Annotated in this window: 15 protein-coding genes; 7 read left to right on the top strand and 8 right to left on the bottom strand. The window is 68.8% G+C overall.

Annotated elements, in window-relative coordinates:
- Positions 1–61 precede the first annotated feature (61 nt).
- Positions 62–1,006, top strand: a complete 945-nt coding sequence (locus tag HUA75_RS16395; protein ID WP_174486919.1) for a haloalkane dehalogenase — start codon at positions 62–64, stop codon at positions 1,004–1,006.
- Between the two features lie 66 nt (positions 1,007–1,072).
- On the opposite strand, the gene HUA75_RS16390 is transcribed toward HUA75_RS16395, so the two are convergent.
- The 3 genes from HUA75_RS16390 to HUA75_RS16380 form a co-directional block, all read right to left on the bottom strand.
- Positions 1,073–2,302 carry a hypothetical protein gene (locus HUA75_RS16390; RefSeq protein ID WP_174486918.1) on the bottom strand — a complete coding sequence of 410 codons (1,230 nt, stop codon included), beginning with the start codon at positions 2,300–2,302 and terminating at the stop codon, positions 1,073–1,075.
- Positions 2,303–2,381: 79 nt separating this feature from the next.
- Positions 2,382–3,146, bottom strand: coding sequence for a hypothetical protein (locus HUA75_RS16385; RefSeq protein WP_174486917.1), 765 nt, complete (start codon positions 3,144–3,146; stop codon positions 2,382–2,384).
- 49 nt (positions 3,147–3,195) lie between these two features.
- Entirely contained in the window at positions 3,196–3,660 is a 465-nt protein-coding gene (locus tag HUA75_RS16380; RefSeq protein ID WP_174457873.1) for a MarR family winged helix-turn-helix transcriptional regulator, read from the bottom strand.
- A 127-nt stretch (positions 3,661–3,787) separates the two neighbouring features.
- Between HUA75_RS16380 and HUA75_RS16375 the strand changes: the two genes are divergently transcribed.
- Entirely contained in the window at positions 3,788–4,543 is a 756-nt protein-coding gene (locus HUA75_RS16375; RefSeq protein ID WP_174486916.1) for a hypothetical protein, read from the top strand.
- A 79-nt stretch (positions 4,544–4,622) separates the two neighbouring features.
- On the opposite strand, the gene HUA75_RS16370 is transcribed toward HUA75_RS16375, so the two are convergent.
- A complete protein-coding gene (locus HUA75_RS16370) occupies positions 4,623–5,645 on the bottom strand; it encodes a polysaccharide lyase (protein WP_254627581.1) in 1,023 nt (340 codons plus the stop codon).
- Positions 5,646–6,001: 356 nt separating this feature from the next.
- Between HUA75_RS16370 and HUA75_RS16365 the strand changes: the two genes are divergently transcribed.
- A complete protein-coding gene (locus HUA75_RS16365; RefSeq protein WP_141647287.1) occupies positions 6,002–7,027 on the top strand; it encodes an arginine N-succinyltransferase in 1,026 nt (341 codons plus the stop codon).
- A 12-nt stretch (positions 7,028–7,039) separates the two neighbouring features.
- Here the strand turns inward: HUA75_RS16365 and HUA75_RS16360 are convergent, their stop codons facing one another.
- Positions 7,040–8,065, bottom strand: a complete 1,026-nt coding sequence (locus HUA75_RS16360; RefSeq protein ID WP_174486914.1) for a lasso peptide biosynthesis protein — start codon at positions 8,063–8,065, stop codon at positions 7,040–7,042.
- Between the two features lie 65 nt (positions 8,066–8,130).
- On the opposite strand from HUA75_RS16360, the gene HUA75_RS16355 reads away from it, so the two are divergent.
- Entirely contained in the window at positions 8,131–11,274 is a 3,144-nt protein-coding gene (locus tag HUA75_RS16355; RefSeq protein ID WP_174486913.1) for an ABC transporter substrate-binding protein, read from the top strand.
- Position 11,275: 1 nt separating this feature from the next.
- Here HUA75_RS16355 and HUA75_RS16350 read toward each other — a convergent pair whose 3' ends face one another.
- Both HUA75_RS16350 and HUA75_RS16345 read right to left on the bottom strand, forming a co-directional pair.
- A complete protein-coding gene (locus HUA75_RS16350) occupies positions 11,276–13,435 on the bottom strand; it encodes a hypothetical protein (protein WP_174486912.1) in 2,160 nt (719 codons plus the stop codon).
- A gap of 68 nt (positions 13,436–13,503) precedes the next feature.
- Positions 13,504–14,124: a DedA family protein gene (locus HUA75_RS16345; protein WP_141640569.1), complete on the bottom strand. Its 621-nt coding sequence runs from the start codon at positions 14,122–14,124 to the stop codon at positions 13,504–13,506.
- A gap of 140 nt (positions 14,125–14,264) precedes the next feature.
- Between HUA75_RS16345 and HUA75_RS16340 the strand changes: the two genes are divergently transcribed.
- On the top strand, positions 14,265–14,582 hold the full coding sequence (locus tag HUA75_RS16340; RefSeq protein ID WP_174486911.1) for a hypothetical protein: 318 nt from the start codon (positions 14,265–14,267) through the stop codon (positions 14,580–14,582).
- Here the strand turns inward: HUA75_RS16340 and HUA75_RS16335 are convergent.
- A complete protein-coding gene (locus HUA75_RS16335; protein WP_174486910.1) occupies positions 14,571–15,740 on the bottom strand; it encodes a DUF6183 family protein in 1,170 nt (389 codons plus the stop codon). The genes HUA75_RS16340 and HUA75_RS16335 overlap by 12 nt on opposite strands.
- 340 nt (positions 15,741–16,080) lie before the next feature.
- Between HUA75_RS16335 and HUA75_RS16330 the strand changes: the two genes are divergently transcribed.
- Positions 16,081–17,676, top strand: coding sequence for a putative metal-binding motif-containing protein (locus tag HUA75_RS16330; protein ID WP_174486909.1), 1,596 nt, complete (start codon positions 16,081–16,083; stop codon positions 17,674–17,676).
- 31 nt (positions 17,677–17,707) lie between these two features.
- Complete coding sequence (locus tag HUA75_RS16325) at positions 17,708–24,691, top strand: RHS repeat-associated core domain-containing protein (protein ID WP_174486908.1); 6,984 nt, start codon at positions 17,708–17,710, stop codon at positions 24,689–24,691.
- Position 24,692: the final 1 nt, after the last annotated feature.

Here is a 24,692-nt window from a genome sequence, read left to right as displayed (position 1 = left end):
TGAGGTTACTGCTCACGAATCATCACGGCCAGGAAGGTCTCACCGGCCGCATATTGGGCGCATGCACAGACTGCTCGGCTGGCTCGTCACCGGCACGCTCATCGCGTGCCACACGTCTCCACCTGTCCTCCCCCAGCGCACGCCCATGCCCGCCACCCACCAGGCCCCCGTCCTCGACTCCTTCATCTCCTACCGAGAGGAGGGCACCGGCTCGCCCATCGTGTTCCTCCACGGCAACCCCACGTCTTCGTACGTGTGGCGCAACGTGACTCCACAACTCGCCGACCGGGGCCGCTGCCTCGCGCCCGACCTCATCGGGATGGGGAGCTCCGGCAAACCCGACATCGCCTATCGCTTCGCGGACCACGCGCGGTACCTCGACGCCTGGTTCGACGCGCTCGACCTGCGCGACGTCGTGCTCGTCGGCTACGACTGGGGCGGAGTGCTCGCCCTGGACTGGGCCTCGCGACATCCGGACCGCGTGCGCGGCGTCGTGGTCTTCGAGACATTCTTCCGGTCGATGAACTGGAGCCACTCGACGCCACAGGGTGAGCAACTGTTCCGCGCGCTGCGTACGCCCGGCGTCGGCGAGAAGATGGTGCTGGAGCAGAACGAGTTCCTCGCACGCTCCCTCGCCAATGGCGTCAAGACGGGCCTCACCGAGAGCGCCCGCGAGGCCTACTACGCCCCCTACCCCAATGCCGCGTCACGGCGCCCCATGCTTCAGTGGCCGCGTGAGCTTCCCATCGAAGGAGAACCCGCCGATGTCATCGCCGTCATCGAGCGCTATGACGCGTGGCTTGCCCATCCCTCCGTGAAGCCCGCACTCCTCCTGACGTTCGGGGACACCGGCCTGAGCGCGCCGAAAGTCATCGAGTGGGTGCGCAAGTCCCTCCCGGGCCTCGAAATCGTTCCGCTCCCCCCGGCGGGACACCACGCGCCGGAGGACGCGCCCGACGACATCGCCCGCGCGCTCCGAAGCTGGCTCGACCGTCACGGCTGGTGAGCCCCATCGCGACGTGTGACTCGACTTGCACGCCAGCACCTCGAATGCTGGCGTACACACGCCGCGTCAGCGCAGGTCGAGCAGTCCCGCGTCGGTGACCTTCTCGAGGTTCGTCAACCAAGCCGACTCGTCCGTGTCGTTGTCGTAGACCTTGATGACACCGCCTCTCGCGTACAAGACGAGCGTTCGCCCGTCCTCGCTGATGTCGTGCACCCCCTCCATACCTTGAGCCTTCAGCTCACGGACCTCATCCCCGTCGAGCGAGTACTCATACAGTTGGGAAACGCCGGTGGAGAAGTAGTTGCTCTCGATGAAGTACGCCGTCCTGCGCCGCGCGCTCGCCGCCGCGATTCCGAAGCCGCTGCAGTACGTCTCATGGGTCCGCCAGACCTTCTCCTGACCGGTGCGCAGGTCGAGGCGACGATAGGTGGCCGAGTCCGCACCTTCGCAGTTCATACCCTCGTCCTGCGTCCCCTCGCGGTAGAAGATCATCGAGTCCCCGAGCACCACGGGTGTCAGCAGTCCCTTCCGATTCTGTTTCATGGGGGAGCCCAGCTTCCAGGGCTTCGTGCCCGTGGGGTCCAGCGTGGCGACCCGGACTCCGCCACGCTCGTGCCTCACCACGGTGCGCGACTCCCCCAGGACCAGGTCATTGCTCGCGGTGTCCGTCACATGCGCGGGCAACACGCGAACGCCCTCCGGCTTGGGCCCGAAGCTCCAACTCCACCAGTCCGCGGTGGTCAAGGTCCCGTTAGCGACGAGCACACGAGAGCCGTCTGCCGTGAACAACTCGGGACGCTGCGAGTGCTGGACCTGATTGCTGGTCCACTGCGCCGGGACTCCGGGGGTGATGGCCACGACGCCCTCCAGGTCCCCCATCACGAGCAGGTTGCCCTCCTTGGCGCGACCCGCTTTGTCGGTGGGCACATCGACCTTCCGACCCGACAGCGTCATGCTCACCAGTCGAGTCGTACCGATATCCCCGCTGACCGAAACACCCATCGCCCAGCGTCCCGTGGGTGGATGCACGGCGAGGTACCAGAACGAGCACGGCTCGGTCTCCCGAAACAACTTGCCCTTGTCGGGCCCACCCAACATCCGGTGCTCCTCGACCTGTTCGCAGTCCGCGAGGGTTCGCGAGCCCCGCGAGTCGATATGGAGGACCTTCCCAGGGACCAGGGCAATCAGTGGCACCGGGGACACGGTGGCGGCGGGAGACACAGGGGTTTCGGCCCACGCCGTCGCGGACGTGGCCAACAGTGCGGAGAGCACCGTGCTGCGCAAGATGTCGTGCATACACCTGATGACGGACTCACCTGTGCTGTATTCACCATGCGTGTGATTGTTCCACCGGAGCGGTTGAGCGCCCCGGGGTTCAGCGCACGCCGCGCGGCCCCTTCGGCGGCCGGGGTCGCCGCGCACCGTGCAGGTCCGCGAACAACCGGTCCGCGAGTTGCTTCAGGGTCCGCGGGTCATCGCCACCGAGCCGCAGCCTCAGCCGCGCGGGGTTCTCATCGAACCAGGCATGCACACTGAGCGGCCCCGCCTGCAAACAGGCCACGCGGCCCAGCAATGGCAGGACAGGCACGAACCCGGCGCGCTGCAGCAGCGCCACGGCCCGCGGCAACACCCCGCTTCCCTCGCAGCCCTGGGTCACCACTTCGTGGTGCGCACGGAGGCGCAGCTCGAAGTGGCTGAACACGCTCGTGGTGATGCGTTCGCCGAAGGTCTCGTGGGACTCGACGGGTAATTGCAAGTCGAGCGAAACACCCTGCTCCAGCACCACGAGCGGCACGTCATCATCCTCGGCGCGCCGCAGGTCGAGGTAGTGGTCATACAACGCCACCTGCGACTCGTCGGTTTCGAGGGCCACGGGGAAGAAGCGGCTGGACAGCGCGTCGTCGTCCTCGCCGAGCCGCTCTGCGATGGCGGAGAAGCGGTGGTCCTGCGTGGCGCCAAACGGACAGTAGTCGTTGCTGCTACCCCCCATCCGCCGCAGGAACTCCACATAGAACCCAGGCAGGGTGACGTCCCGTCCGGCGGTCAGGGTCGCGATGGCGGCGTCCGGCACCCCCTCCAGCCGGGACAGGAACACCGGGTCGCGCTGCCGGATGAACTCGAACACCAGGGACCAATCCATGAGAGGGTTTCTCCTGAGCAGCACGCCAACCGGACACGGAGCAACGGTTTCAGGCTTCGCTCGCCACGGCGACGTCCTGCTCCAACGCCTCCCGGACCTCCTGGAGCGCCCCCAGCGCGGTCTTCAGTGACGCCACGGACACCCGGCCTCCCACCTTGTTCGCCCAGGCCAGTTGACGCGCCTCCACCTCGCGCAGTCGCTCGCGCCCCTTCGTCGTCAGGGCGATGAGCTTGGCCCGGCGGTGGTGCGGGTTGTCCTGGTACTCGACCAGCCCGTCGGCCTCCAGCGCGTCCGCCGTCTGCTGCACGCTCTGCCGGGTCAATCCAATGGTGCGCGCCACGTTCGCCACAGGCGTCGGCTCATGGTCCACCACACCCAGCACCTGCCAACGCGCGCTCGTCAGCCCCGACGGCTCGGAGAGGCGCTCACCCGCCGCGAGCAGCAGGCCGTTGTTCCGGAAGATTTCGAGCACCAGGTCCGTGAACGTCGACCCGGCCGTCGTGTATTTCGCCATGGACAGAAGGCTGTCTGATTGACAGATGGCTGTCAATCAACCGCGTCTCCCGCGCTTCCGAAACTCCCGTGAATTTCCGGAGGCCCGTGACGTCCCAGGAGCGCACCCACGCCTCCAGGAGCCCGTGATGCTTCGCGCCCTCGCCGGACTTCTTCCCCTGTGTCTGCTCGCCACCGCCTGCGGAACCTCGGCTCGACAGCAGGCGCTGCTGGAGCGCCGAGAGGCCATCCGCGCTTCCAATGACGCCTTCGCCGCCGAGGAACTCGCCCACTACCGGGGCAAGAGCGGCTTCCAGGAGACCCGCTGGGGCATGTCCCCCGACGAGGTCCGCGCGCTCCATCCCGAGGCCCGGACGACTTCGTCCCAGGGAGACCTTCGCGTCACCACCCGCGTCACGGACCGCCTGGCGACGGTGGACTTCAGATTCACGCTGAACAAGCTCGCCACCGTGTCGCTGCGCTTCGACACCGACGCGCCCCTGCGCGAGGACTTCGGTGCGCTCTCGGAGCTGCTGAGCATGAAGTATGGCGCGCCCACCTCGCGTCGGGACACGGCCGAGGACGCGGACGAGCGCCTGCGCATGGCGGAGTCCCTTAACCTGAGCCTGGGCGAGGGCACGAGTTTCTCCCGGACCACCGGGGACGACCACGCCTATGAGGAGCGGCGGCGCATCGAGGCGCTCGCGGCCAGGACGGACTACCAGTTGGAGAAGACGTGGAAGGACTCGGAGACGAAGCTCCAGCTCTCCGGTTGGCAGCAGCCCGACTCCAAGCGGCTCACCCTGAACTATGTGAGCCGCTACCTCGAGCCCCACCTGAGCAAGCGCTCCGAGACCCAGGACCAGGACCTGGAGCTCAAGCGCGCGCAGGCCCAGGAGCTGTGAGCGCGGACCCCAGAACTCGGGAGCTTCAGCGGCGAGCCCCCGAGTCCGCGTCGATGAGCACAGCGTCCCAGCGCGAGCCTCAAGAGCGCCGGCGACGCACCCAGGCCAGGCCCATCAACCCCAGGAGCGCGAGCCCCGCGAGCGGCCCGCCGGCGCTGTTGCAGCCCGCGGCCTCCCCGTCCGTGCCATCGGGAGTCACACCCGTGGGAGGCAGCACTCCGCCAGGTCCCTCCTCCGGCAACGTGCCCGCATCGCTCCCAGGCGGAGTGCCTGCGTCCGTGGGCTCCTCCGGCTCCGGGTCGACCGGCGGACCCGCGTCCACCGTGGGCGTGCCCGCGTCCGTCGGGGGAGGAGTGCCCGCATCCACCGTGGGCGTCCCCGCATCCGTAGGAGGAGGCGTGCCCGCATCCGGCGTGGGCGTGGGCGTCGTGTCCAGCACGTCCGCCAGCGTCGTCGCCTGGATGAAACCGTCGTGGTACAGCACGCCCACCGGCTTCACCGTGTCGCTGCGATACAGGCCCAGCTTCAGATAGTTGTTCTGGCCCGCGTACATCGTCACGGCGCTCTTCTTCGCCAACACCTTCTCCTTGTTGTGCCAGAGCTCCACGAAGCCCGTGCTCGCCTTGGAGGACCACTTCACGTGCAGGATGAACTCGTGCCACACGCCGCGCTGGAGCTTGCCGCGCCATGGAATGGTGGAGTCGTAGTTGAGCGCCATGCGAATCTCCTCGCCGCGCACGTAGAACTCCAGCGGCGGTGAGCCGCAGCACCCGTCATGGTGCCACTGCGTGAAGAGCTGCCACGTGTCCACGCTGGGGAAGTCCGCCGCGAACATCACCTTCCAGCGGTAGAAATACTCGGAGCCTTCCTTCTCCTTGCCCTGGTACACCAGCTCGTTGCGATTGCCGCTGGAGTTGATGGGGTCGTCGCCCTGCTTCACGGTGACCTTGAGCGCGTACTTGCCCTCCGCCACCGGGTTCGTCACCACCAACAACCGGTCCGAGCTCACCACCTGCTCGCTCGAGTATTGCGAGCGGTTGCCCGTCTCGAAGTCACCGCGCCACACGACTCCGGCGAACGCCAGACTGGGGAGCATCCACATCGCAAGCATTCCAGGAACAAAGACTCTCAATGGCACGTGTCCTTGCGAAGGTTTGAAAGCCAACGGTCGACACACGGTAGCCGAAAGCATTCCACGCTTCATTCCCCCCACCGTTTCTTCCCACTCGCCTGACAACAGGGCGAGCGTCCAGTCAGGGGGTTGAACGTTTGATATATGTTTCACCCCGCGCGAGCCCGTGCGTGGGCCACGCGTGCCTGCCAGGGCGGATAGTTCACCTAATGACTCAGCGCGTCACGCGAGGAAACAAGCGAGCGTGAGCTGACCGCCGGCAGGTGGTGTGGTGTATGGTCCCCACCCCTTCCGGCGCCCATTCCAGGGGCGTCCCGGGTGCACCCATGCTTGTCCTGCGTGACGTCCAGAAGACCGACCTGGCCGGCCTCAAGCGGCTCGCCGCCGTGCTCAACACGGTGAACCTGCCGAACAACGAGGAGACGCTCGAGAACATCATCGACAAGTCGGTGAAGAGCTTCGCCGGGAAGGTGAAGAACCCCTTCGAGCGGGAGTACCTCTTCGTCCTCGAGGACGTGCGCAACGGGCTCATCATCGGCACGTCGATGATCATCGCCCAGCACGGCACGTACGAGGCGCCGCACATCTATTACGAGGTGAGCGAGCGGGAGCACTACTCCGCCTCCCTGGAGCGGCACCTGCGGCACAAGGTGCTGTCCATCGCCTACAACTACGAGGGCCCCACCGAAATCGGCGGCCTCGTGGTGGACCCGCCGTACCGGGCCACGCCGGACAAGCCCGGCAAGCAGTTGTCCTACGTGCGCTTCCTCTTCCTCGCCATGCACCGCCGGCTGTTCCGCCCGCGCGTGCTGGCGGAGCTGCTCCCGCCCCTGCTCCCCGACGGGCGGAGCCTCTTGTGGGAGGCGTGCGGCAAGAAGTTCACCGGCCTGACGTACCTGGAGGCGGACCGCCTCAGCCGGCAGAACAAGGAGTTCATCAAGGAGCTGTTCCCCGCGTCGGACATCTACGCGTCGCTCTTCCCGGACCGCGTGCAGAAGGTGCTGGGCGAAGTGGGCCCGCAGACGCGCGGCGTGCAGCGCATGCTGGAGCGCATCGGCTTCCGGTACGTGGAGCGCATCGACCCGTTCGACGGCGGTCCGCACTTCGAGGCCAACACCTCCGACGTGTCGCTGGTGCGCAAGTACCGCACGGTGAAGCTCGCGGACGAGGACTTCGAGATGGAGGGGGACGACATCCTCGTCGCCTACGAGCGCGAGTCCGGTCGCAACCGCTTCCGCTCGGTGCGCTGCCAGGCCCGGCTCGACAACACGGTGGCCTACCTGCCCGCCCGCGCCAAGGAAATCCTCGGCGCCGACGCGGGCGCGAAGCTGTCCATCATCCCCTTCGAATAACCCGCGCCCATCTCACGGCCGGCGCACCACCCGGTGCGCCCCGCGCAAGAGCGCCAACCACCGCGCACCAGCCTCCAGCGCCGGGCCGCGCGCCTCCGCCAGTGCCAGCGCCAGGTGAGTGTCCGCGCGGACGTCATCCAGCGACGTGGGGTCCAAATCCAGCGTGCCCCCGCCCACCAGCGCCACGCGCACCCAGGCGTGGGGCCGGGCCGGGCCGCCGTCCACCACCAGCAGCCCGTGCACCAGGGCCACCTTCACGCCCTTCTCCCGCGCCCACGCCGCGAAGCGAAGCGCGTGCGCCAGACACCCGCCCGCCTCCCCCGCCCCATCCTCGCTCCAGTCCGCCGCGCCGGGCCCCTTCTCCGGAAACGCCGCGTGTACCCTCGCCGACAGGGCCCGCGCCGCCCCCACCGACCAGGGCGTCATGCCATCCAGTGTCGAGGGAACCTCCAGCGGGGGCGCCAGGGCCAGCGCCCCCGTCTCGCCTTCCACCGGCAGCCCCTTCGCGAAGAAGTCCGGCGGGGCGCGCAGCCGCTCACCCGGCGCCGCCACGGTGAAGCGCGACTCGCCCACCTCCAGCACGTCCATGCGTCCGCCCGCGTCGTAGCGCGCCCGGAAGGGTGTTCCGAGCAGCGTGCCCTCCACCCACGGCGCCCTCCCCCCCGTGACGCAGTGCGGGCCCTCGCGGCCGGACAGCTCCTCGCGTCCCGTCACACAGCCCGGCGCGGGAGGCCCCCGCCACAGCCACAGCGCCTGGGGAACCACGGCCCGGCCCGGGAGCCGACCCGCGGCATCCACCTCCAGCGTCGCCTCGCGCCGACGCTCCCCGTGCTCACGTCCTCGCGTGTGCAGGTGCCGGCTCAGATACGTGAAACGTCCGGCGGCCTGCGTCAACGTCACCGTGCCCACCGGCACCCCGCGCCAGGAGAAGACGAAGCGCGCCTCCTCCCTCCGAGGCGGACCGCCGACACCCTCACTTTCAGGGCTGACGGGATTCACTGGGAGAGCGAGGACAAGGAGGGCGAGCAGGACGGACACGGGGCTCCCCAGTCTGCGGCGTTTTGAGGACCGGCGCGAGAAGGCGGGGTAGCCTCGGTCGGTCCATGGGCGCCAAACGGTATCTCTTCGCGTTCGGCCTGGCGGCCGGCCTGCTGTCCGCGCTCGTGTTGGGGGGCGTCCTTCAGTTGAGCGGCCAGCAACTGGAGTCCTCCTCCTGGCTGGCGCTGCTCCTGGCCACCCCCGCGCTGTACCTGACGGGCGGGTATCTGGCGTGGTTCCGGTGGGCGGCGCTGCGGCGGCTGGCGCGCCGGCGCGTCATGGCCCGGCTGGCGGAGGGCGACCTCACCACGACGGGCGGGCACAAGTACGAGGGGCACGAGGATGTGCGCCGCCTGGTGCTGTCCCTGCGCCGTGCCTTGTCGCAGGTGCAGCGGGTGACGGCGAACCTGCACCGCACCAGCACGGACGTGAGCGAGCAGGCCCGGATGCTGCTGGAGGCCGCGCGGCGTCAGGGTGGCGCGGTGGAGCGCACGCTGCACTCCGTCAGCGGCATGGGCGGCAGCCTCCAGGTGGTGGGCAAGCGGGTGCACCAGTTGGAGGTGTTCGCCGTCGACACCACGGGCGCGCTCCTGGAGATGACCGAGCGGCTGGAGCAGGTGGTGGAGTCGCTGTCGCAGGTGAACGACTTCGCCAATCACACCACCGCGCTGATGCAGGCGATGAGCGAACGGCTGGCCAACATCGCCTCCTCGGGTGACGAGCTGGCGCGCTTCGCGAGCGAGGCGGAGGACTTCGTGGCGCTCGTCGAGGGCGGCATCGACTCCGTGCGCCGCCGCGCCAGCGAGACGAACCAGCTGGCCCTGGCGGTGACGGCGACGGCCGAGCGCGGCGAAGTGCTGGTGGCCGACAGCGTCAAGGGCATGTACCGGGTGGAGGAGACGGTCCGCAAGGCCGCGGAGCTGATGGGCACGCTGGGCTCGCGCTCCGCCGAAATCGGCCGCATCGTCGACGTCATCCAGGAAATCGCGGACCAGACGAACCTGCTCGCGCTCAACGCCGCCATCATCGCGGCGCAGGCCGGCGTGCATGGCCGCCCCTTCGGCGTGGTGGCCAACGAGATTCGCAACCTGGCCGAGCGCACCACGCGCTCCACGCGCGAAATCGCGGCCATGGTGTCCGGCGTCCGCGACGCGGTGCTGACCGCCGTGGCGCTGGTGCACGAGGGCCGCGAGCAGGCCACCGCCGGCGTGGCCCTGGGAGACCGCGCGTCCGAGGCGCTGGTGGAGATTCGCTCGATTACCCGGCGCACCTTCAGCGCCGTGGAAGCCACGGTGACGGAGACGCAGCTCTTGGAGGCGCAGGGCGCCACGGTGGTGGAGGCCAGCCGCCGCGTGGCCCGCCGCGTGGAAGACGTCACGCGCATGGCCATTGAACAGTCCGGCCACGCGCGCGAGCTGGTACGGCAGACGCAGGAGATGGCCCGCGTGGGCCATGGCGCCTCGCAGAAGGCGGAGGACCAGGCGCGCACGGGCCGCGACTTGTCGGAGTCCGTGGTGCGCCTGAGCGCGGCGATTGAAGAGCTGCGCACCGCCAACGTGGTGCTCACCAAGGCGGACTCGTCCATCCGCGAGGAAGTGGCGCAGGTGCGCGAGGACGCGCGCCGGGTCATCCGCATCGGCGACGGGCTGACGCGCACGGTGGACCAGCTGAGCCACGAGGCGCTGGGCCTGGAGACGGAGGTCTTCCGCTTCCGGCTGCCCCAGCCGCGCACGGGCGGAATGCTGCGCGTGGTGCTGCATCAGGCGGCGTCGCTGCGCAACCGCCAGGCGGTGGACCCGCTGTTCAGCGTGGAGAACCAGCTGTCGGAGCTGACCGCGTGCGCCTTCTCCAGCCTCCTGCGACTGGCGGACGGCGGACTGGAACCGGACCTCGCCGAGCGTTGGGACGCGGACCCCTCCGCGCGCCGCTATCGCTTCTATCTGCGCCGGGGCGTCACCTTCCACGACGGCGCGCTCTTGACGGCCAGCGACGTGAAGCGCCACCTGGAGCGCCTGCTGGACCCGGCGGTGCGCTCACCGGACCGCAGCCTCCTGGAGGACGTGGAGGGCGCGTCCGAGTACACGTCCGGCCTCGCGCGCGAGGTGTCGGGCATCGAGGCGCTCGACGACGCCACGCTGGAAATCCGCCTGCGCGAGCCCAAGGCGTTCTTCCTGCACCTGATGGCGCTGACGCCCACGGCGGTGGCGCGGGTGGACTCCAGTGGCAGGCTGGTGGGCACCGGCCCCTTCCGCGTCGTGTCCCTGGAGCCGGAGCGCGTGGTGATGGAGCGCAACCCGTCCTACTGGCGCGCGGGCACGCCGCTGTTGGACCGGCTGGAGTTCCAGTTGGTGAACTCGCGACAGGAGGCCGTGGCGCGGCTGCGCGAGGGCGCCGCGGACCTGGTGTCCTTCCTCTCCGCCGAACACGTGGAGGTGCCGGGCCTGGAGTCCTTCCAGGTGCTCGCCAGCACCACGCCCTCCACGGCCTTCGTGGCCCTCAACCTGCGCGAGCCGCCCTACGACGACGTGCGCGTGCGACGCGCGCTGCGCGCGGGCATGGACATCGTCGGCGCGGTGGAGCAATTCCACCCCGGCGCCCGCGTGGCGCGCACGCTCACCCCACCGGAGCTCATCGGCGGCACGGAGGTGGGGCCCCTGCCCGCGCCCGACGTGGCGCTGGCCGAGCAGTTGTTGCGCGACGCGGGCCTGCGGCGGCTGCGGCTCACCCTGCACCACCCCGCGGGCCGGGACACCTCCGCCGAGGACGCGGTGCTCTTCCGCCCCTTGTTGCAGGCGGGCCTGCTGGAACTCAAGCACGTGGAGATGGCACCGGAGGAGTACTCGGCGCGGCTGCGCGACGGAAAGGTGCCGGCCTTCCGCACGCTATGGCTGGCGGACTTCCCGGACCCGGACACGTTCCTCTACTTCCTGCTGCACTCCAGCGCGCAGACGGTGTACCCGCTGGGCTATCGCAACCCGGAGCTGGACCGCATCACCGCCGAGGCGCGTGTGTCCATCGACCCGGGCCTGCGGCAGCAGCTCTACGTGCGCGCCGAGCACCTCTTCCGCGACGACTGTCCGCTCATCCCGCTGTACCACGAGCGCGTGCACGCGGCGGCCACCTCCACGGTGCAGGGCCTTCGCCTGCACCAGACGCCGCCGCAGGTCCGCTACGAGGACCTGTGGGTGGACCCGAACACGACCGAGTGACTCACGGCGACTCGCGCCGCGTGGCTCCCGGCGTCCCGTGTCGCAGGGGCCAGCCGCGCGCATCCACCTGGATGCCGGGCCCCATGCCGTAGGACTCCAGCTTCCACACGCCGTCGCGCTCCAGCACGACGAGCAGCTTGTCCTCGAAGAAGGACGCCCCCGCCACCACCGTCGGGCGGCCCGGCAGCGGGCACATCATCAGCTTCTGCCCCCGCGCGAAGAGCTGGAGCCACACCTGCCGCCCATCCGGGCGCGCCGCGTCCGAGAGCACCCCCACCGCGCCGCCCTGAATCAGCGTCGCGTCGTGCAGCGAGCCGGGCAGCGCGGTGAAGGGCAGCGCGTCCACCTCCCACGTCACCTGTCCCGTGGCCGAGTCCACCGCGCGAAGCACCGCGCGCTCCTCCTCGGGCGTGCACGGCAGGCCATCCGCGCGGTCGCAGGAATGGGCGAACAGGTAGCCGGGAGTCCCCTCCGCCGCGAGCAGCGCGGGCTCGGCCAGCGGAGTCAAAGTCCGCGTGCCCGCGTCCCAGTCCACCGCCACCTGCGTACCGCCGTCCGTGGACACGAAGGCCTGGGTGCCCACCAGCAGCGTCCCTCCCGCCACCGCCAGCGACGCGCGCCCGCCCGGCACACCCCCGTCGCCGAGCGCGGAGATGATGACTTCCGTGCCACCGTCCAGGTCGAAGTCCGCGCGCTCCAGTCGCCCATCCACCGTGTAGCGATAGGCCGAGCCCTCCACGTCGAGCGCGAGCCGCGCCTCACCGCGCCAGGGCTCCATGGGCCCCGCGCGCACCACCGAACCCGCATCCTCATGCCCCGCGAGCCAGACCCACCGCGCACCCTCCGGCGCCAGCGGCGGTGCCACTCCGCCATCCGCGCCCGCGTCCGGCACAGGGCCCCAGGCCACGTGAGCAACCACGTCTCCGTCTGGTGTCAGCGCGACCTGTCCCGCTTCCACGTGCCCCATCCAGGGCCCCGCATCCGAGGGCGCGCCCAGCGACGTCCAGGGGGCCTCCCACTGCCGCGCGCCCGGACCCCGAGGGGCATAGGACTCCAGTCCTTCCGAGGCGAGCACCACCACGCCCGCATCCGACGCGGCCAGCAGCGTGCGGGTGCCACCGTCGGGAAAGGGCGACTCGTAGCGCAGCAGACCGCCGTGCGTGAAGGAGACGAGCCGGCAGCCCCCGTCACCCCCGCACACCGAGGTGAACAGCGCGCCCTCCTGGACGAGCAGCGCGGGCTGGCCCATGGGTTCCCCTCCCAGGTCCTGGCTGAAGTCGACCGGGAGGTCTCCCGCGTCGGGCTTCTCACACTCGCCATCCTGGCAGGTGCCCTCACCCTGGCATGCGGTGGCGGGCGCGCAGAGCATGCCATCCGGCGTGGGCAATTCCTTGCACGAGCCCCCGAAACACAGGTTGGACTTCCTGCAGTCCACCGGCCCGCACGGGACGAAGTCCTCCGCGTCCACCTCCTCGCAGCCGTCGTCGCGGTCGCACACGCCCACCTTGCATGGGTTCTTCGGCACCGGACACGCGACGGGCGCCGTCACGCAGCCCAGGGTGGGCGAGCACGCATCCACCGTGCACGGGTTGTCGTCGTCACACGAGCGGGGGCTGCCCACGCACGCGCCCGACTCGCAGCGGCCGTTCGCCTGGCAGCGACTGGTGGGGATGCAGGTGGCGCCGTCCTCCAGGGGCCGCTCCACGCAGGCACCGGAGTCCAGGTCGAAGCGCGACTCGTGACAGGGACTGGAGGGGACGCAGTCGAGCGGCCTCACTCCCAGGCCCGTGAGTCGAACGGTCTCCGTGCGTCCCGCGCCCGTCAGCGTCAGCGTGCCCTGCGCCGCGCCGTTGCCCGCGAGGAAGTCCACGTCGACGGTGGCCTGGCCACTGCCCGGCACCGTCACCTCGGCGACGTCCACGGAGAAGGGAGAACCCGAGGAGGCCGTCACGGTGACACTGGAGCGCCCGGTGGCCAGCACCGTCACCTGACGACGCGTGAGGGAGCCCTCCAGCGCCCTGCCGAAGTCGACCTGTTCCTCCTGGGGACGGAAGCCCTGGCGCGCACCGCCCACGCCCGGGTCATCTCCACAGCGGCAGCCCGCCACGGACAACACGAGCGCGACGAGCAACGAAGTCCCTGGATGGATGCGCGAGGCCATGGAGGCGACTCAACCGCGCCGGGCCCTGGCCGCGCAATGTCGGTGTGGGAGGCCGTCCGACTGAAGACTCAGGGTTCGGAGGCGGGCGCGCGTCGCCGAGCGAACATGCGCACCAGCACCGCCACCACGCCCACCACCACCAACCCCAGCACCGCGTACTGGTAGCGGCTCATCAACGCCGACAACTTCTCGAGGTTTCCGCCCACCGCGGCGCCCAGCGCGAGCACCAGCCCGGTGTGCGCCATGGCAGACAGCGCGCCCAGGCCCAGCGCGTTGACGCGAGGCATGCGCGCGGCGCCCGCGGCGATGAAGATGAGGCCTCGGATGCCTGGAAGGAAGCGGTTGGCGAGCAGCAGCCACGGCCCGTTGCGCCGCATCCGGGACTGCACTTGCTCCAGGCGGGCGTGGGTGATGCCGAAGTAGCTGCGGCCCGGGTGCGCATCGAAGCGCCCCGCCAGCCAGTGGCCGACCATGTAGTTGATGGCCGCGCCCACCACGCTGCCCGCCGTCACCACGAGGAAGACGAGCACCCATGGGTGCGCGCCGCGCACCGCGTACACGCCGCCCAACAGGGTGATGGTGTCTCCGGGGAAGGGTGGGACGACGTACTCCAGCGCCGCCGCCAGCCCCAGCACCAGCAGCCCCAGGGGGCCGAGCGCTCCGATGAGCTGGTCGATGTATTCCACCATCCGCGCGAACGACCTCCTCCGGGTGCCAGACACCCGTCATAAGGCAGCACCCGTGAAGGGGAAAGCGTGGGTGGTCGATGGTGAACAGAGACAGGTGCGCGGACGCGAGGAGACGTCGGCTATGCTCCGCGCCCACCGCCATGATTCTTCCGCGCTATTGGGACAGGCTCACCGCCACCCTGCACGCCGTCGACCTCCACCGAAGCCCCGAGGAGGCGTGGCGGTTCCTCGTCTACCAGGGGTTCACGGAGGACTCGGCGGAGGGACTGCGGTTCTTCGAGGACGTCGTCCGTCAGAGCCGGGAGATGGACCACCCGACCGGTAGCAGCCCGGTGGGCTTCATCGCCACGGAGCTGATGCAGGAGCGCCTCGTGGAGCCCCGCCACCCCAGGGACCCGGATGGCCGCTCCTCGAACCGCGCGTTCCGCCTGTGGAAGCGCAGGGCTCTACCCGCCTGAGTCCTCGGGCGCATCGCGCACCGCCAGGAGCGCGAGCGAGGTCCCTCCGGGGCGAAGACAGACGACGCCCACGCCCCCGGACACGTTGAACTGGTACCACGTACAGGCGCCCCAGCGCTTCTCCAGGGCATCACCGGCCCACGAGGCCGGGAGACCCCCGAGCCCCTCGAGCGTGCGCCACAAAGCCAGACGCCCATACGCCGCGCCCAGCGCGCCCCGCCATCCTCGCGCGCCCGACACCGCCAGCGCATAGAGCGCCTCCGCCACGTCGGCCAGCCGCGCCCGCTCGCACACGACGGCGGTGGCGTCCTTCAGGAGCGGCAGGTCCAGGTCGACCAGCAGAGAAGTCACGGTATCGGCGGGCGCCTTGGGCAGCGCGGGGCGCAATCGGAGCACCCGCTGGTCGACTTCAGTGGGAGGGCCCTCCTCACCACGGCCCTCGACGACGGCCGCGAACCCCGGGGGCACGGGCTCGTCGTGCGTCACCAGCCGGACGTTCGGGGTGGTGTACTCGTCGTCTTCGTCCTCGCGAGACTTCGCGGCCCTCAGCTCCGCGAGCGAGTCCGCCGCCGAGGCGACATCGTCAGCACCCAGGAGGCGCCCCAGCGTGGACTCCCAGCGATTGCGCCGCGGTGGCAGCGCCGCCAGCGGGTGTCCCCGCCGCGTCAGCTCCGCTTGGAGTTCTTGCACCCCCGGCGCCGACGACAGGTCCGCGCCACGCATGACGTACTCCTGCACGCCGCAGGCGAACAGCTCGAGGAGGTCCTCGGGCCCCAGGCGATGGGACATGAGTTCCACGAAGCTCGACGCGGAGCGATGCGTGGCCAGCAGCGCCGCCAGGTCCTGCTCGCGTCGCGCGGCGGAGTGCCGCCCCTGGAAGCGCGCGGCGCGAGGTTGCCGGGCGACCTCCAGGAGGGCCAGGGCACTGTCCACGTCCTGGCCCTTGGCCAACACCTCTTCGAGGTGGTCCGACAGCGCATGCAGCCGCCACCGCGCGTCCACGAGTGTCGAGGCCTGACGCGCCTCCAGTTCGGCCGCGAGCGCCACCAGCGTCGGGCAGGCACTCTCTTCACCCAGCCGCTCCAGGCGCAGCCGGGCCTCGTTCAAGCCCTCACGGGTGTCGATGTCGTCGAGGAACGCGCTCACCGTCGAAGTCATGGAAGGAAAGCCTACAAGGAAAAACGTGGGAGTGGACCGACAAGCGGAGTCCGGGCTGGGCTCCGCGGCGTGGGGCCAAGGTAACTGGCACCCACCCTGCCCTGGCTTCGCAAGCAGGCGAGTCCCGCGCATTCACGCGCATGGCGCCCGCATGCGCACGCCCCGTCCCGAACACATCAACAATCTGGGTCACAGCGGAATGTCACGACCAGCTTGAACGCGTGCCTCCGTATGCGTTGCGGGGGGCACTCCTTCATCCCTGAGTCGAACCGCGCCCCCTCCGCATGGCACTCGCATGCCTGGTCGCGAGTTCATTCGTCGTCCACCACGAAAGCCCACCATGTCTCGACCTCCAGAGACCCGCGCACGCGCGTGGCGTCTCAGCCAGTCTGTATTGATATTGCTCACGGCCCTCGCCGTCGGCCCGGTCTTCGCGGCCCCGGCGAGCTCCGCCATCAGCTCCCAGCAGGAGCCGAACCTGCTGCCTCCGCCTGGATGTCCCGACTGTGAGCCGGAACCGGACTGTGACCCGGAGATCTGCGACGGGGAGGACAACGACTGCGACGGCCAGATAGACGAGGGCGTCAAGCGCAACGTCTATCGCGACGCGGATGGGGACGGCCACGGCACCGGGGCCGCGCAGCAGGGCTGTCTGGACCATGGCTGGGTCCTCAACAACAACGACTGCAATGACGCCAACGCCTCCATCTGGCAGGCCGGTCGCTTCTACCGGGACGCGGACGGAGATGGCTACGGGGCTCCAGGAAACTGGATCGACTCCTGTGGCCTCCCCGCGGGCTACGTCGCGGATGCCACTGACTGCAATGACGGCAATTCCACCGTCAAGCCGGGGGCCATCAAGCAATGCGGCCAGGGAGCCTGTGCCCGGAGCGTCCAGGCCTGTGTCAACGGCGTGGAGCAGGCCTGTGTCCCCTATGCCGCCTCCGCCGAGATTTGCGACCGCATCGATAACAACTGCAACGGGCAGGTGGATGACCTTTCCCCCATCTCCTGTGGCACAGGAGCCTGCCAGCGCACCGTCGCCGCCTGCGGCAACATCTGCGAGTGGGTGGTAGTCCAGGACGGCAAGCCGCCCGTCGAGTTCTGCGAGTGGGGTGACAACGCCTGCACGCCGGGCGTCGCCAAGGCAGAGACCTGCAACAACGTGGACGACAACTGCAATGGCACCATCGATGACGGGGTCCTGCTTACCTACTACAGCGACAACGACGCGGACGGCTATGGTGCCGGCGCTCCGATTGGCGCGGGCTGCAGTGTGCCGGGCGGCGCTTCCTCCAACAGCCAGGACTGCAACGACTCGAACTACGCCGTGAAGCCCGGGGCGTTGAAGCACTGCGGCCTCGGCGTCTGCGCCGCCAGCGTCCAGGCGTGCGTCAACGGCGCGGAGCAGACCTGCATCCCACGCCCATCCCAGCCGGAGATCTGCGACAAGTCAGACAACGACTGCAATGGGCAGGTGGATGACCTCCCGCCCATCAGCTGTGGCCAGGGCGCCTGCCGGCGAACCGCCCCCGCCTGTGGCGAGCTGTGCGAGTGGGTGGAGACCCATGACGGAAAGCCGCCCGTCCAGGTCTGCGAGTGGGGCGAGCACGGCACCTGCACCCCGGGCGCGCCCACGGCGGAAGTGTGTGCCAATGGCCTCGACGAGGACTGCACCGGCTTCGCCGATGACTCGAGCAACAGCGCGGCGTGGCTCACCTTCTATCCGGACCAGGACCACGACGGTTACGGCACGAGCTGGGGCGAGACCACCACGTGCCGCCAGCCCGCGGACACCTCCCGGGCACCGGGCGATTGCGACGACACGCGAGCCGACATGAAGCCGGGCGCCGCCGAGGTCTGCGACGGCATCGACAACAACTGCTCGGGCACCCTGGACGAGTCCGGTGTCTGCGACCAGTCCCTCTGTCAGTAAATCCCTTTCGACGCACCACGGTCATTCCCACATGAGACACGATTCAGAATCCCCGCGTCCGCCGGGACGCCGCAAGCGGTTCGCGGCGAACCTCACGCTGTTCTTCTATGGAGCCCAACTGCTCACCAGTTGCGGCCCCGCGCTGACGTCCTCCTCAGGAGACGAGGATGGGCAGCCACCAGCCCAGGCACGAAGCGCGCTCCTGGACGTCCCCATCGAGCTGCGCTCCGACACGATTCTCGACACGGCCTTTCCCGGCACGGAGGCACCCGGAGTCACGGCCTTCACGGCGGATGTGACACCGAGCGGAACGGCCACCGTGTCGCTCCCGCTCTGGGTTCCTCCGGGGCGCGCGGGCCTCCAGCCCTCGCTGTCCATTGTCTATGACAGCAACGCCAGCGACGGGCTCCTCGGCCCCGGCTTCAACCTGGCGGGGTTGTCACAAATCACGCTGTGCCCCAACTCGTTCGCACGGGACAACGCGCTGCACTCCGTGGACTTCATGCCGGACGAGGCGCTGGACGCGAAGAACCGCTACAGCAGGGCCTGGTGCCTGGACGGCGTCCGGCTCGTTCCGGCCGGCGGTTCCGACGCCCGGGCCTTCAAGACGGAGCACGACACCTACGCCTCCATCCGCATCCCGGAGGGCACCACCCTCCACGCGCCTGACACCTTCGAGGTTCGGGGGCGCGACGGACTCATCCGGACCTACGGCAAGGGGCCGGGCTCGCGTGAGGACGCGCTCGTCAAGGGCATCCATTCGCAATACGAGCGGGGGCCCAACGAGACCATCCAGACCGCGAACAACAACACGGTGCGCATCGCCTGGGCGCTCGCCTCCATCGAGGACCGCTTCGGCAACCGGATGGAGGTGTTCTACGACCAGGCGCCCCTCGGCGCTCCGTCCGGTGCATGGCACCGCCCTTCGCGCATCGTCTACACGCAGTTCCGCGACGCCTCGGGTGTCATCGAGCCAGGTCAGCGCGAAGTCACCTTCGACTATGAGGCCCGGACGGATGTCTTCACGGGTTATCTGGCCGGTGTGAAGGTCGGCCGCGACTTCCGGCTCTCCCGCGTCAACATGAAGGGCCCCGGGTTTGCCCCAGGTGCCAGCACCCTGTCTCAGGTGCTGCTGCGCTCCTACAAGCTGAAGTACTACCTGGGAACCCTCAGCAAGCGCAGCCTCCTGACGGAGCTGCGGGAGTGCGACGGCAAGGACATCTGCAAGACGCCCGTGCGCTTCGAGTGGGAGCAGGGTTCGTGGGACTTCGAGTATCCGCCGGCCCAGGGCGTGAGCGACGCCGCCGCCGGCGCGGGCCTGAATGCCTTTGGCCTGGGCGCGGGACGTCAGGGCCTCGCGTACTTCGTCCGGTCCGACATGACGCTCGAGGAGGAGCTCGACTTCCATGCCTCCAACGGAGTCACCGAGTTCACGCAGCAGAACTGGCGGGACACGATGCGCCTGTTGCAGTTCCCGGACGCCGCGTCCCCCTCGCTCGAGGCGTCCGACGTCACGGGGCTCTCCCTCTGGCACCCCTGGTTCAACATCCAGGGCACGGGCTGGCTGGAGGACATCTGGGACAGCATCTTCGGGAACGACAACCCGGGCGAGTTCTGTGGGAAGCGCAACGAGCGCGGCCTCTATCCGATGGTGACGGACTGGGATGGCTTTGGCCGCTCCAGCGTCACGCCGCTCTCCTGCTTCTGGACGGTGTTCTCCGGCTCTCCGTTCCCGGCGCCCGCGTATGCGCATGCCAACCGGGGGTCCGCCGAACTCAAGGTGGTCGGCTCCGAGCCGAACTCCCAGTACTGGATTGACGTCGACGGCGACGCCCGCAACGAGCGCGTGTGGATGGGGCAGCACGAAATCGACCTGACGGGAGACTCCGACTCGACGGTGACCGCCAAGCGCCGCGTCGTCGTCGAAAGGACGGCGCGCAACCGAATCACCAAGATGTCTCCGGTGGGCTACTTCCAGGCCGCCCGGCTCGGCATGCGCGTGGTGGACCTGGATGGAAGCGGGAAGATGAGCATGCTGGGCGTGGGTCCCAATGGGAACGCGTTCCTGGATGCGCTCACCTACCGGGAGGTCTCGACGACCAACGTCAACGAGGCGGAGCTGAAGGTCGTCCCGACCTCCGTGCGCACGCCCTTCACGATGCCGGCCCTCTTTCCGTCGCTCTACGCGTCCACGTTCGACTTCGTCGACGTCAACGGAGACGGCCTGCGGGACGCGGTGGCGCTGGGGGTGACGAGCATCTCCGACCCGGCCATCAAGCTCCGGGTCCAGTTCAACACGGGCAAGGGTTTCACCGAGGTCCGGGAGACCGTCATGCCTGGCAATGTCGCCACGATGCTGTTCGGCGCCAAGACGGAGCATGGCGACTTCGACGGGGATGGCCGGGTGGACTTCGCCATCTTCAAGAACGGCAGCCCGGTGCAGTTGCTGCTCGCCGGTCCGCAGGGCGACTTCACCACCCATGAGAACCTGTCGATCGTCCCGAGCGGCGACAACAAGGAGTGGGCGCAGGTCATCGACACCAACAACGATGGCCTGCTCGACTTCACGTTTCGCCAGGGGAACAACCTTCGTGTCGCGCGTCGCATCAAGGCGACCGACGTGCTCAAGAAGGTGCACGGGAACATCCAGCTCGCCAGCTACCTGGGCTTCTCCGGCCTGAGCTACTCCTTCGAGTACGCCCCGCTCTCGCAGGGCAATCCGCACGGAGCCGTCACGCCGCCCGAGGCGTTCTACGCCAGGAGCTACGTGGAGACCGAGACGAAGCCGTGGCTGCGCCTGGCCTCCGAGTCGATGCGCGTCGTCTCACGCATGTCGCTCAACTCGAATGACGAGCAGGTGCGGAGCTGGCGCTATCTCTACCGGGATGGCCTCTCCGATACCCGGGGCCTGGGCTGGCTGGGCTTCGGTCAGCGCATCGTCGTGGACGAGGTGACGGGCGCGCGCACGACGACGACGTACAACAACCGGCACTCGGTGGACAGCACGCTGGACCGCAAGGCCTCGGCGCCCCTGGCGCACTTCCCACAGGAGGAAACGACCGAGGTCGCCCTGGATGCCAACACGAGGCTCCAGACGAAGCGGACCTGGACCTATGCCCTGACTCCGGCGACCCACGCCTCCATCTGGCAGCAGTACGCCCGTCGCGTCGTGGAGACGGTGCGCGAGTTCAAAGGTGGCGCCGAGACGGTGGTGTCGGAGAGGGAGTCGCTCACGGAGCTCGATGACAAGGGCAACCCTGTCTACAGCACGACCCTCACGCACAGCGCGGACAAGACCGAGCAGGTGAAGGCAGTCACCACGGGGAGGGGGTTTGACTCCACGACGTGGCTGCCCACCGGAGTGTGGACTGTCTCCAGCTCGTGGCAGTCTTGCGCCAGGGCACTGGAGGTCGGCTGCACGGGCTCCGCGGACGCGGCGAACACCCGGACGGAGCAGGTCACCTACGGCACGAAGGGGCAGGTCGAAAGCACGGAACTGGAGCCCTCGCGGCTGAGTGACGCCGTGACTCCGACGACGTCCGAGACGTACCTGAAGACGCTCTTCGAGCGGAACGCGCGAGGCCTGGTCCAGCGAGTCGTCCAGCAGGGCAGTGGGACGGAGCGCGCGGAGTCGGTGACGTACGACACCGTCGACCAGACGCAGGTGGCCACGTCCACCGACGCGGGAGGGGCGACATGGCGATACCTGTACCACCCTGGCATGGGCGTGCTCGCGCAGACGGCGGACCCGAACGGCGTGAATACGCGCTACCAGTACGACGGCTTCGGCCGCCCGCGCGTGGTGACGCCGCTGTACATGGGGCCCTCCGTGGCGCCGGCGGACCAGTCCATCGTTCGCACGTACTACGAATGGAACGGCCCGTTGCCGCAGCACCGCACCCAGGTGGCGACGGACACGGGGACGGTGGATGAAAGCATCACCCGCTTCGACACGCTGGGCCGGCCGGTGGCGACGCAGGGAGCACGCTTCGATGGACAGCCGGTGACCTCCAGCGTCACCTATGACGTCCAGGGGCGTGTGCAGAAGTCCGAGGCGCCTCGCACCAGCACCGAGCAGCCGACGTGGGAGTCCTACGAGTACGACCCCCTCGGCCGCGTCACGGCGCGCCGCTTCGGGGACGGGACGACGGGGCCTTCCGGAAGGCTCGTGGAGCGCATCGCATACACGGTGCCCGCGCCCTACTCCACCCAGACGGTGGTGACGGACGCCATCAACCAGGCGAGGAAGACGCTGCTCGACTTCCGCGGGCTGATGGTGCGGTCGACCGAGGCGGTGGGGACGTCGAAGGAGGCGACCATGACGTATGGGTATGGTCCCTTCGGTCGGCTGGAGTTCACGGATGACCCGCAGGGCCATCGCAGCGCGAACTTCTATGATGGCTTCGGTCGGCTCGAGCGGACGGTGGACCCGAACGCGGGGACGCGGACCTTCCTCTACAACGCGTTTGGCGAGGTGAAGAGCGACTCGGACGGCCCCGTCGGCATGCCCGGCCTCATCACCACGTCGTACGAGCGGGACGTGCTCGGCCGGGTCCGTACGGCCACGAACGAGAAGGAGAGCCTGTCCTATCTCTATGACCAGGGCCCGGGTGCCATCCGGCGCCTGTCGCGTGCGACGCGTACGCCCACCGGCAATCCCGCGGGCGTCGTCATCACGAACCATGTCTATGACGACTTCGGCCGCGAGACGAACACCTCGCAGGAAGTCGCCGGCGGCACGCAGGTGATGAGCCGGCAGTACGACGCCTACGGAAGGGTGAGCCGGCTCACCTACCCCGTCATGTTCAACGGGCAGCCGGTGTCGATTGGCTATTCGTACACCTCGCGAGGCGACCTCTCGAGCATCTACCGGACGAACTCCATCACCAGCTACTGGTCGGCGCTCGCGCGAGACAGCGCGGGGCGGCTGACGCAGGCGCGGTATGGCAGTGGGGTGGTGCGCGACTTCCGCTACGACACCATGGGTCGTCTGCGGTTCCTGGACGCGAAGCGCAGCGGCACCAACGTCCAGCGACTCGCCTACGAGTACACGGACAATCACAACCTCTCCGCCCGGCACGACCTCATGGTCGGCGCGACGGAGAAGTTCACCTACGACGCGTTGGACCGGCTGGAGCGCTGGAAGGTCCAGCAGAACTGCCAGACGCTGGACGTCCAGTTCCAGTACGACGCGCTCGGCAACCTGCTCAGCCGCTCCCCTGTCACCGGCTGGGAGCCGACGTCCACGCTGAACTACACCCTGGGCGCGACGGGTGGACCGCACGCCGTCAAACGGGCGCAGTTCGGAGCGGACTCGCTCACCTACGAGTACGACCACCGGGGCAACCAGACGGCCTCGCGCGACGTTTCGAACAACGAAGTCCGGACCGTCACGTACACGCCCTTCGATTTGCCGGAGTCCATCACCCAGGGGGGCCAGACTGTCCGCTTCGACTACGACGCGTCTGGAACGCGCGTGCGCAAGCAGAAGAGCGACGGCCTGGAGGAAGTGCTCTATGTCGGCGGCCTCTACCAGCGACGCAAGCAGGGTCTGACGACGACGCACGTGCTCAGCATCCCCAGCCCCGAGGGCATCATCGGAGAGCTGTCGTGGGACGAGGGGTCGAGCACGGAGAGCGCCCGGTACTTCCTCAACGACAAGCAGGGCAGTCCGGACACTGTCACCAACGCCGCGGGCGCGGTGGTGGAGCGCATCAAGTTCGAGCCCTACGGCGGACGACGAGACGCGACCAACCTGTTGCAAGCGTCCAGCGCGAGCTACAGCGGCGCGAAGCGGGGCTTCACCGGGCATGAGCAGGATGAGGAACTGGGTCTCATCAACATGCGCGGGCGCATCTACGACCCGCGGTTGATGCGATTCATCAGCGCGGACCCCGTCATCGCGGATGCGGGCTCGGTGCAGGCGTACAACGCGTACTCCTATGTGTTGAACAACCCGATTCGCTACACGGACCCCAGCGGGTACACGCCCTACGGTGGAACGCTGGTGGGTCAGTGGGGAGGCAGCTCGGGCGGTGGGCATGTGCCGGGACCGAACCTGGTGGCGGAATCACTGCTGCGGCACGAGTCCGCACCGGGGGCCACGCCGTTCCTGCCCTCGGTCGACCTCCGTGTCCCCAGCGTGGAGAGTCTGGATGACGCGAAGGCGCAGCCGGATGCCCACCACACGAACGACATCGGGCAGAGCTCCGGCGAGTCCAAGGCCAGCCTGACGTCGCTGATGACGACCGCCGCGGGGAAGATTGGGGCCGCCTACGACCAGTTCCCATGTGGCTTGTCCCTCGGGTGCCATGTCGGCAGGTCCCTGGCCAAGGGCCAGCTCGACAGCATGGTCGCGGCCGCGACGTCGTATGAGCGCTACGAGCCAGTCAGCAAGCTCGCCGCGGTCAGCTACGCCGTCAACGAGTTCATCCCGTTCGTGACGGCGGGAGAGAGCTATCTCCAAACCAAGTCAGCCTGCGGCAACGGAGAAACAGGCGGCTGCGTCGTCGGCGCGGGGAAGACGGCCTTCTACACACTCGCCTCTGGCGCCAGCATCTTTTCCATCATCGAATCGGGAGGCGGCGTTGCATCCGTGCTCAGAGCCCCCGTCACGAAAGTTCGTGGCGTGGTGGACGATGTTGCTCGAGCCTTCGGGACTCGAGCCCCCCCGCCCAGTGGCTCCTTCTCCATGACCAAGAACGCGGCAGGTGGAGAGGTCTGGACCTCCAATGGGGAGATCATCCAGTTCCATTTCGCCCCGCACGTGAATGACGCCCTCACCAAGGGAGATGTACACATTCTCTCGGGGGCTCACGGCTCACGCGGGGGCAGAATCACTCCGGCGCCAAATTTTCTCAGGGATGACAAACTTCGTTGGAGAAAGAACCCCAACGTGAAAATCCATGACATCACCAAGATGACGCCCGACGAAATCACGAACATCCTCCGAGGCGAGGGAACCATCGTCGGCGGCTTTTGCTATAGTGATATCTGCCTCGCACCCTTCAAGTAGA

The organism is Myxococcus sp. CA040A, assembly GCF_013336725.1.
GTDB classification, from domain to species: domain Bacteria; phylum Myxococcota; class Myxococcia; order Myxococcales; family Myxococcaceae; genus Myxococcus; species Myxococcus llanfairpwllgwyngyllgogerychwyrndrobwllllantysiliogogogochensis.
This window is presented reverse-complemented; position numbering and strand designations above follow the sequence as displayed.

Bases quoted from the DNA above. Each gene is read 5' to 3' on its own strand.
- HUA75_RS16365 (WP_141647287.1), top strand. From the start codon at position 6,002: ATGCTTGTCCTGCGTGACGTCCAGAAGACCGACCTGGCCGGCCTCAAG.
- HUA75_RS16395 (WP_174486919.1), top strand. From the start codon at position 62: ATGCACAGACTGCTCGGCTGGCTCGTCACCGGCACGCTCATCGCGTGC.
- HUA75_RS16345 (WP_141640569.1), bottom strand. From the start codon at position 14,124: ATGGTGGAATACATCGACCAGCTCATCGGAGCGCTCGGCCCCCTGGGG.
- HUA75_RS16325 (WP_174486908.1), top strand. From the start codon at position 17,708: ATGAGACACGATTCAGAATCCCCGCGTCCGCCGGGACGCCGCAAGCGG.
- HUA75_RS16385 (WP_174486917.1), bottom strand. From the start codon at position 3,146: ATGGATTGGTCCCTGGTGTTCGAGTTCATCCGGCAGCGCGACCCGGTG.
- HUA75_RS16375 (WP_174486916.1), top strand. From the start codon at position 3,788: ATGCTTCGCGCCCTCGCCGGACTTCTTCCCCTGTGTCTGCTCGCCACC.
- HUA75_RS16335 (WP_174486910.1), bottom strand. From the start codon at position 15,740: ATGACTTCGACGGTGAGCGCGTTCCTCGACGACATCGACACCCGTGAG.
- HUA75_RS16350 (WP_174486912.1), bottom strand. From the start codon at position 13,435: ATGGCCTCGCGCATCCATCCAGGGACTTCGTTGCTCGTCGCGCTCGTG.
- HUA75_RS16355 (WP_174486913.1), top strand. From the start codon at position 8,131: ATGGGCGCCAAACGGTATCTCTTCGCGTTCGGCCTGGCGGCCGGCCTG.
- HUA75_RS16340 (WP_174486911.1), top strand. From the start codon at position 14,265: ATGATTCTTCCGCGCTATTGGGACAGGCTCACCGCCACCCTGCACGCC.
- HUA75_RS16370 (WP_254627581.1), bottom strand. From the start codon at position 5,645: ATGTGGATGCTCCCCAGTCTGGCGTTCGCCGGAGTCGTGTGGCGCGGT.
- HUA75_RS16380 (WP_174457873.1), bottom strand. From the start codon at position 3,660: ATGGCGAAATACACGACGGCCGGGTCGACGTTCACGGACCTGGTGCTC.
- HUA75_RS16390 (WP_174486918.1), bottom strand. From the start codon at position 2,302: ATGCACGACATCTTGCGCAGCACGGTGCTCTCCGCACTGTTGGCCACG.
- HUA75_RS16330 (WP_174486909.1), top strand. From the start codon at position 16,081: ATGTCTCGACCTCCAGAGACCCGCGCACGCGCGTGGCGTCTCAGCCAG.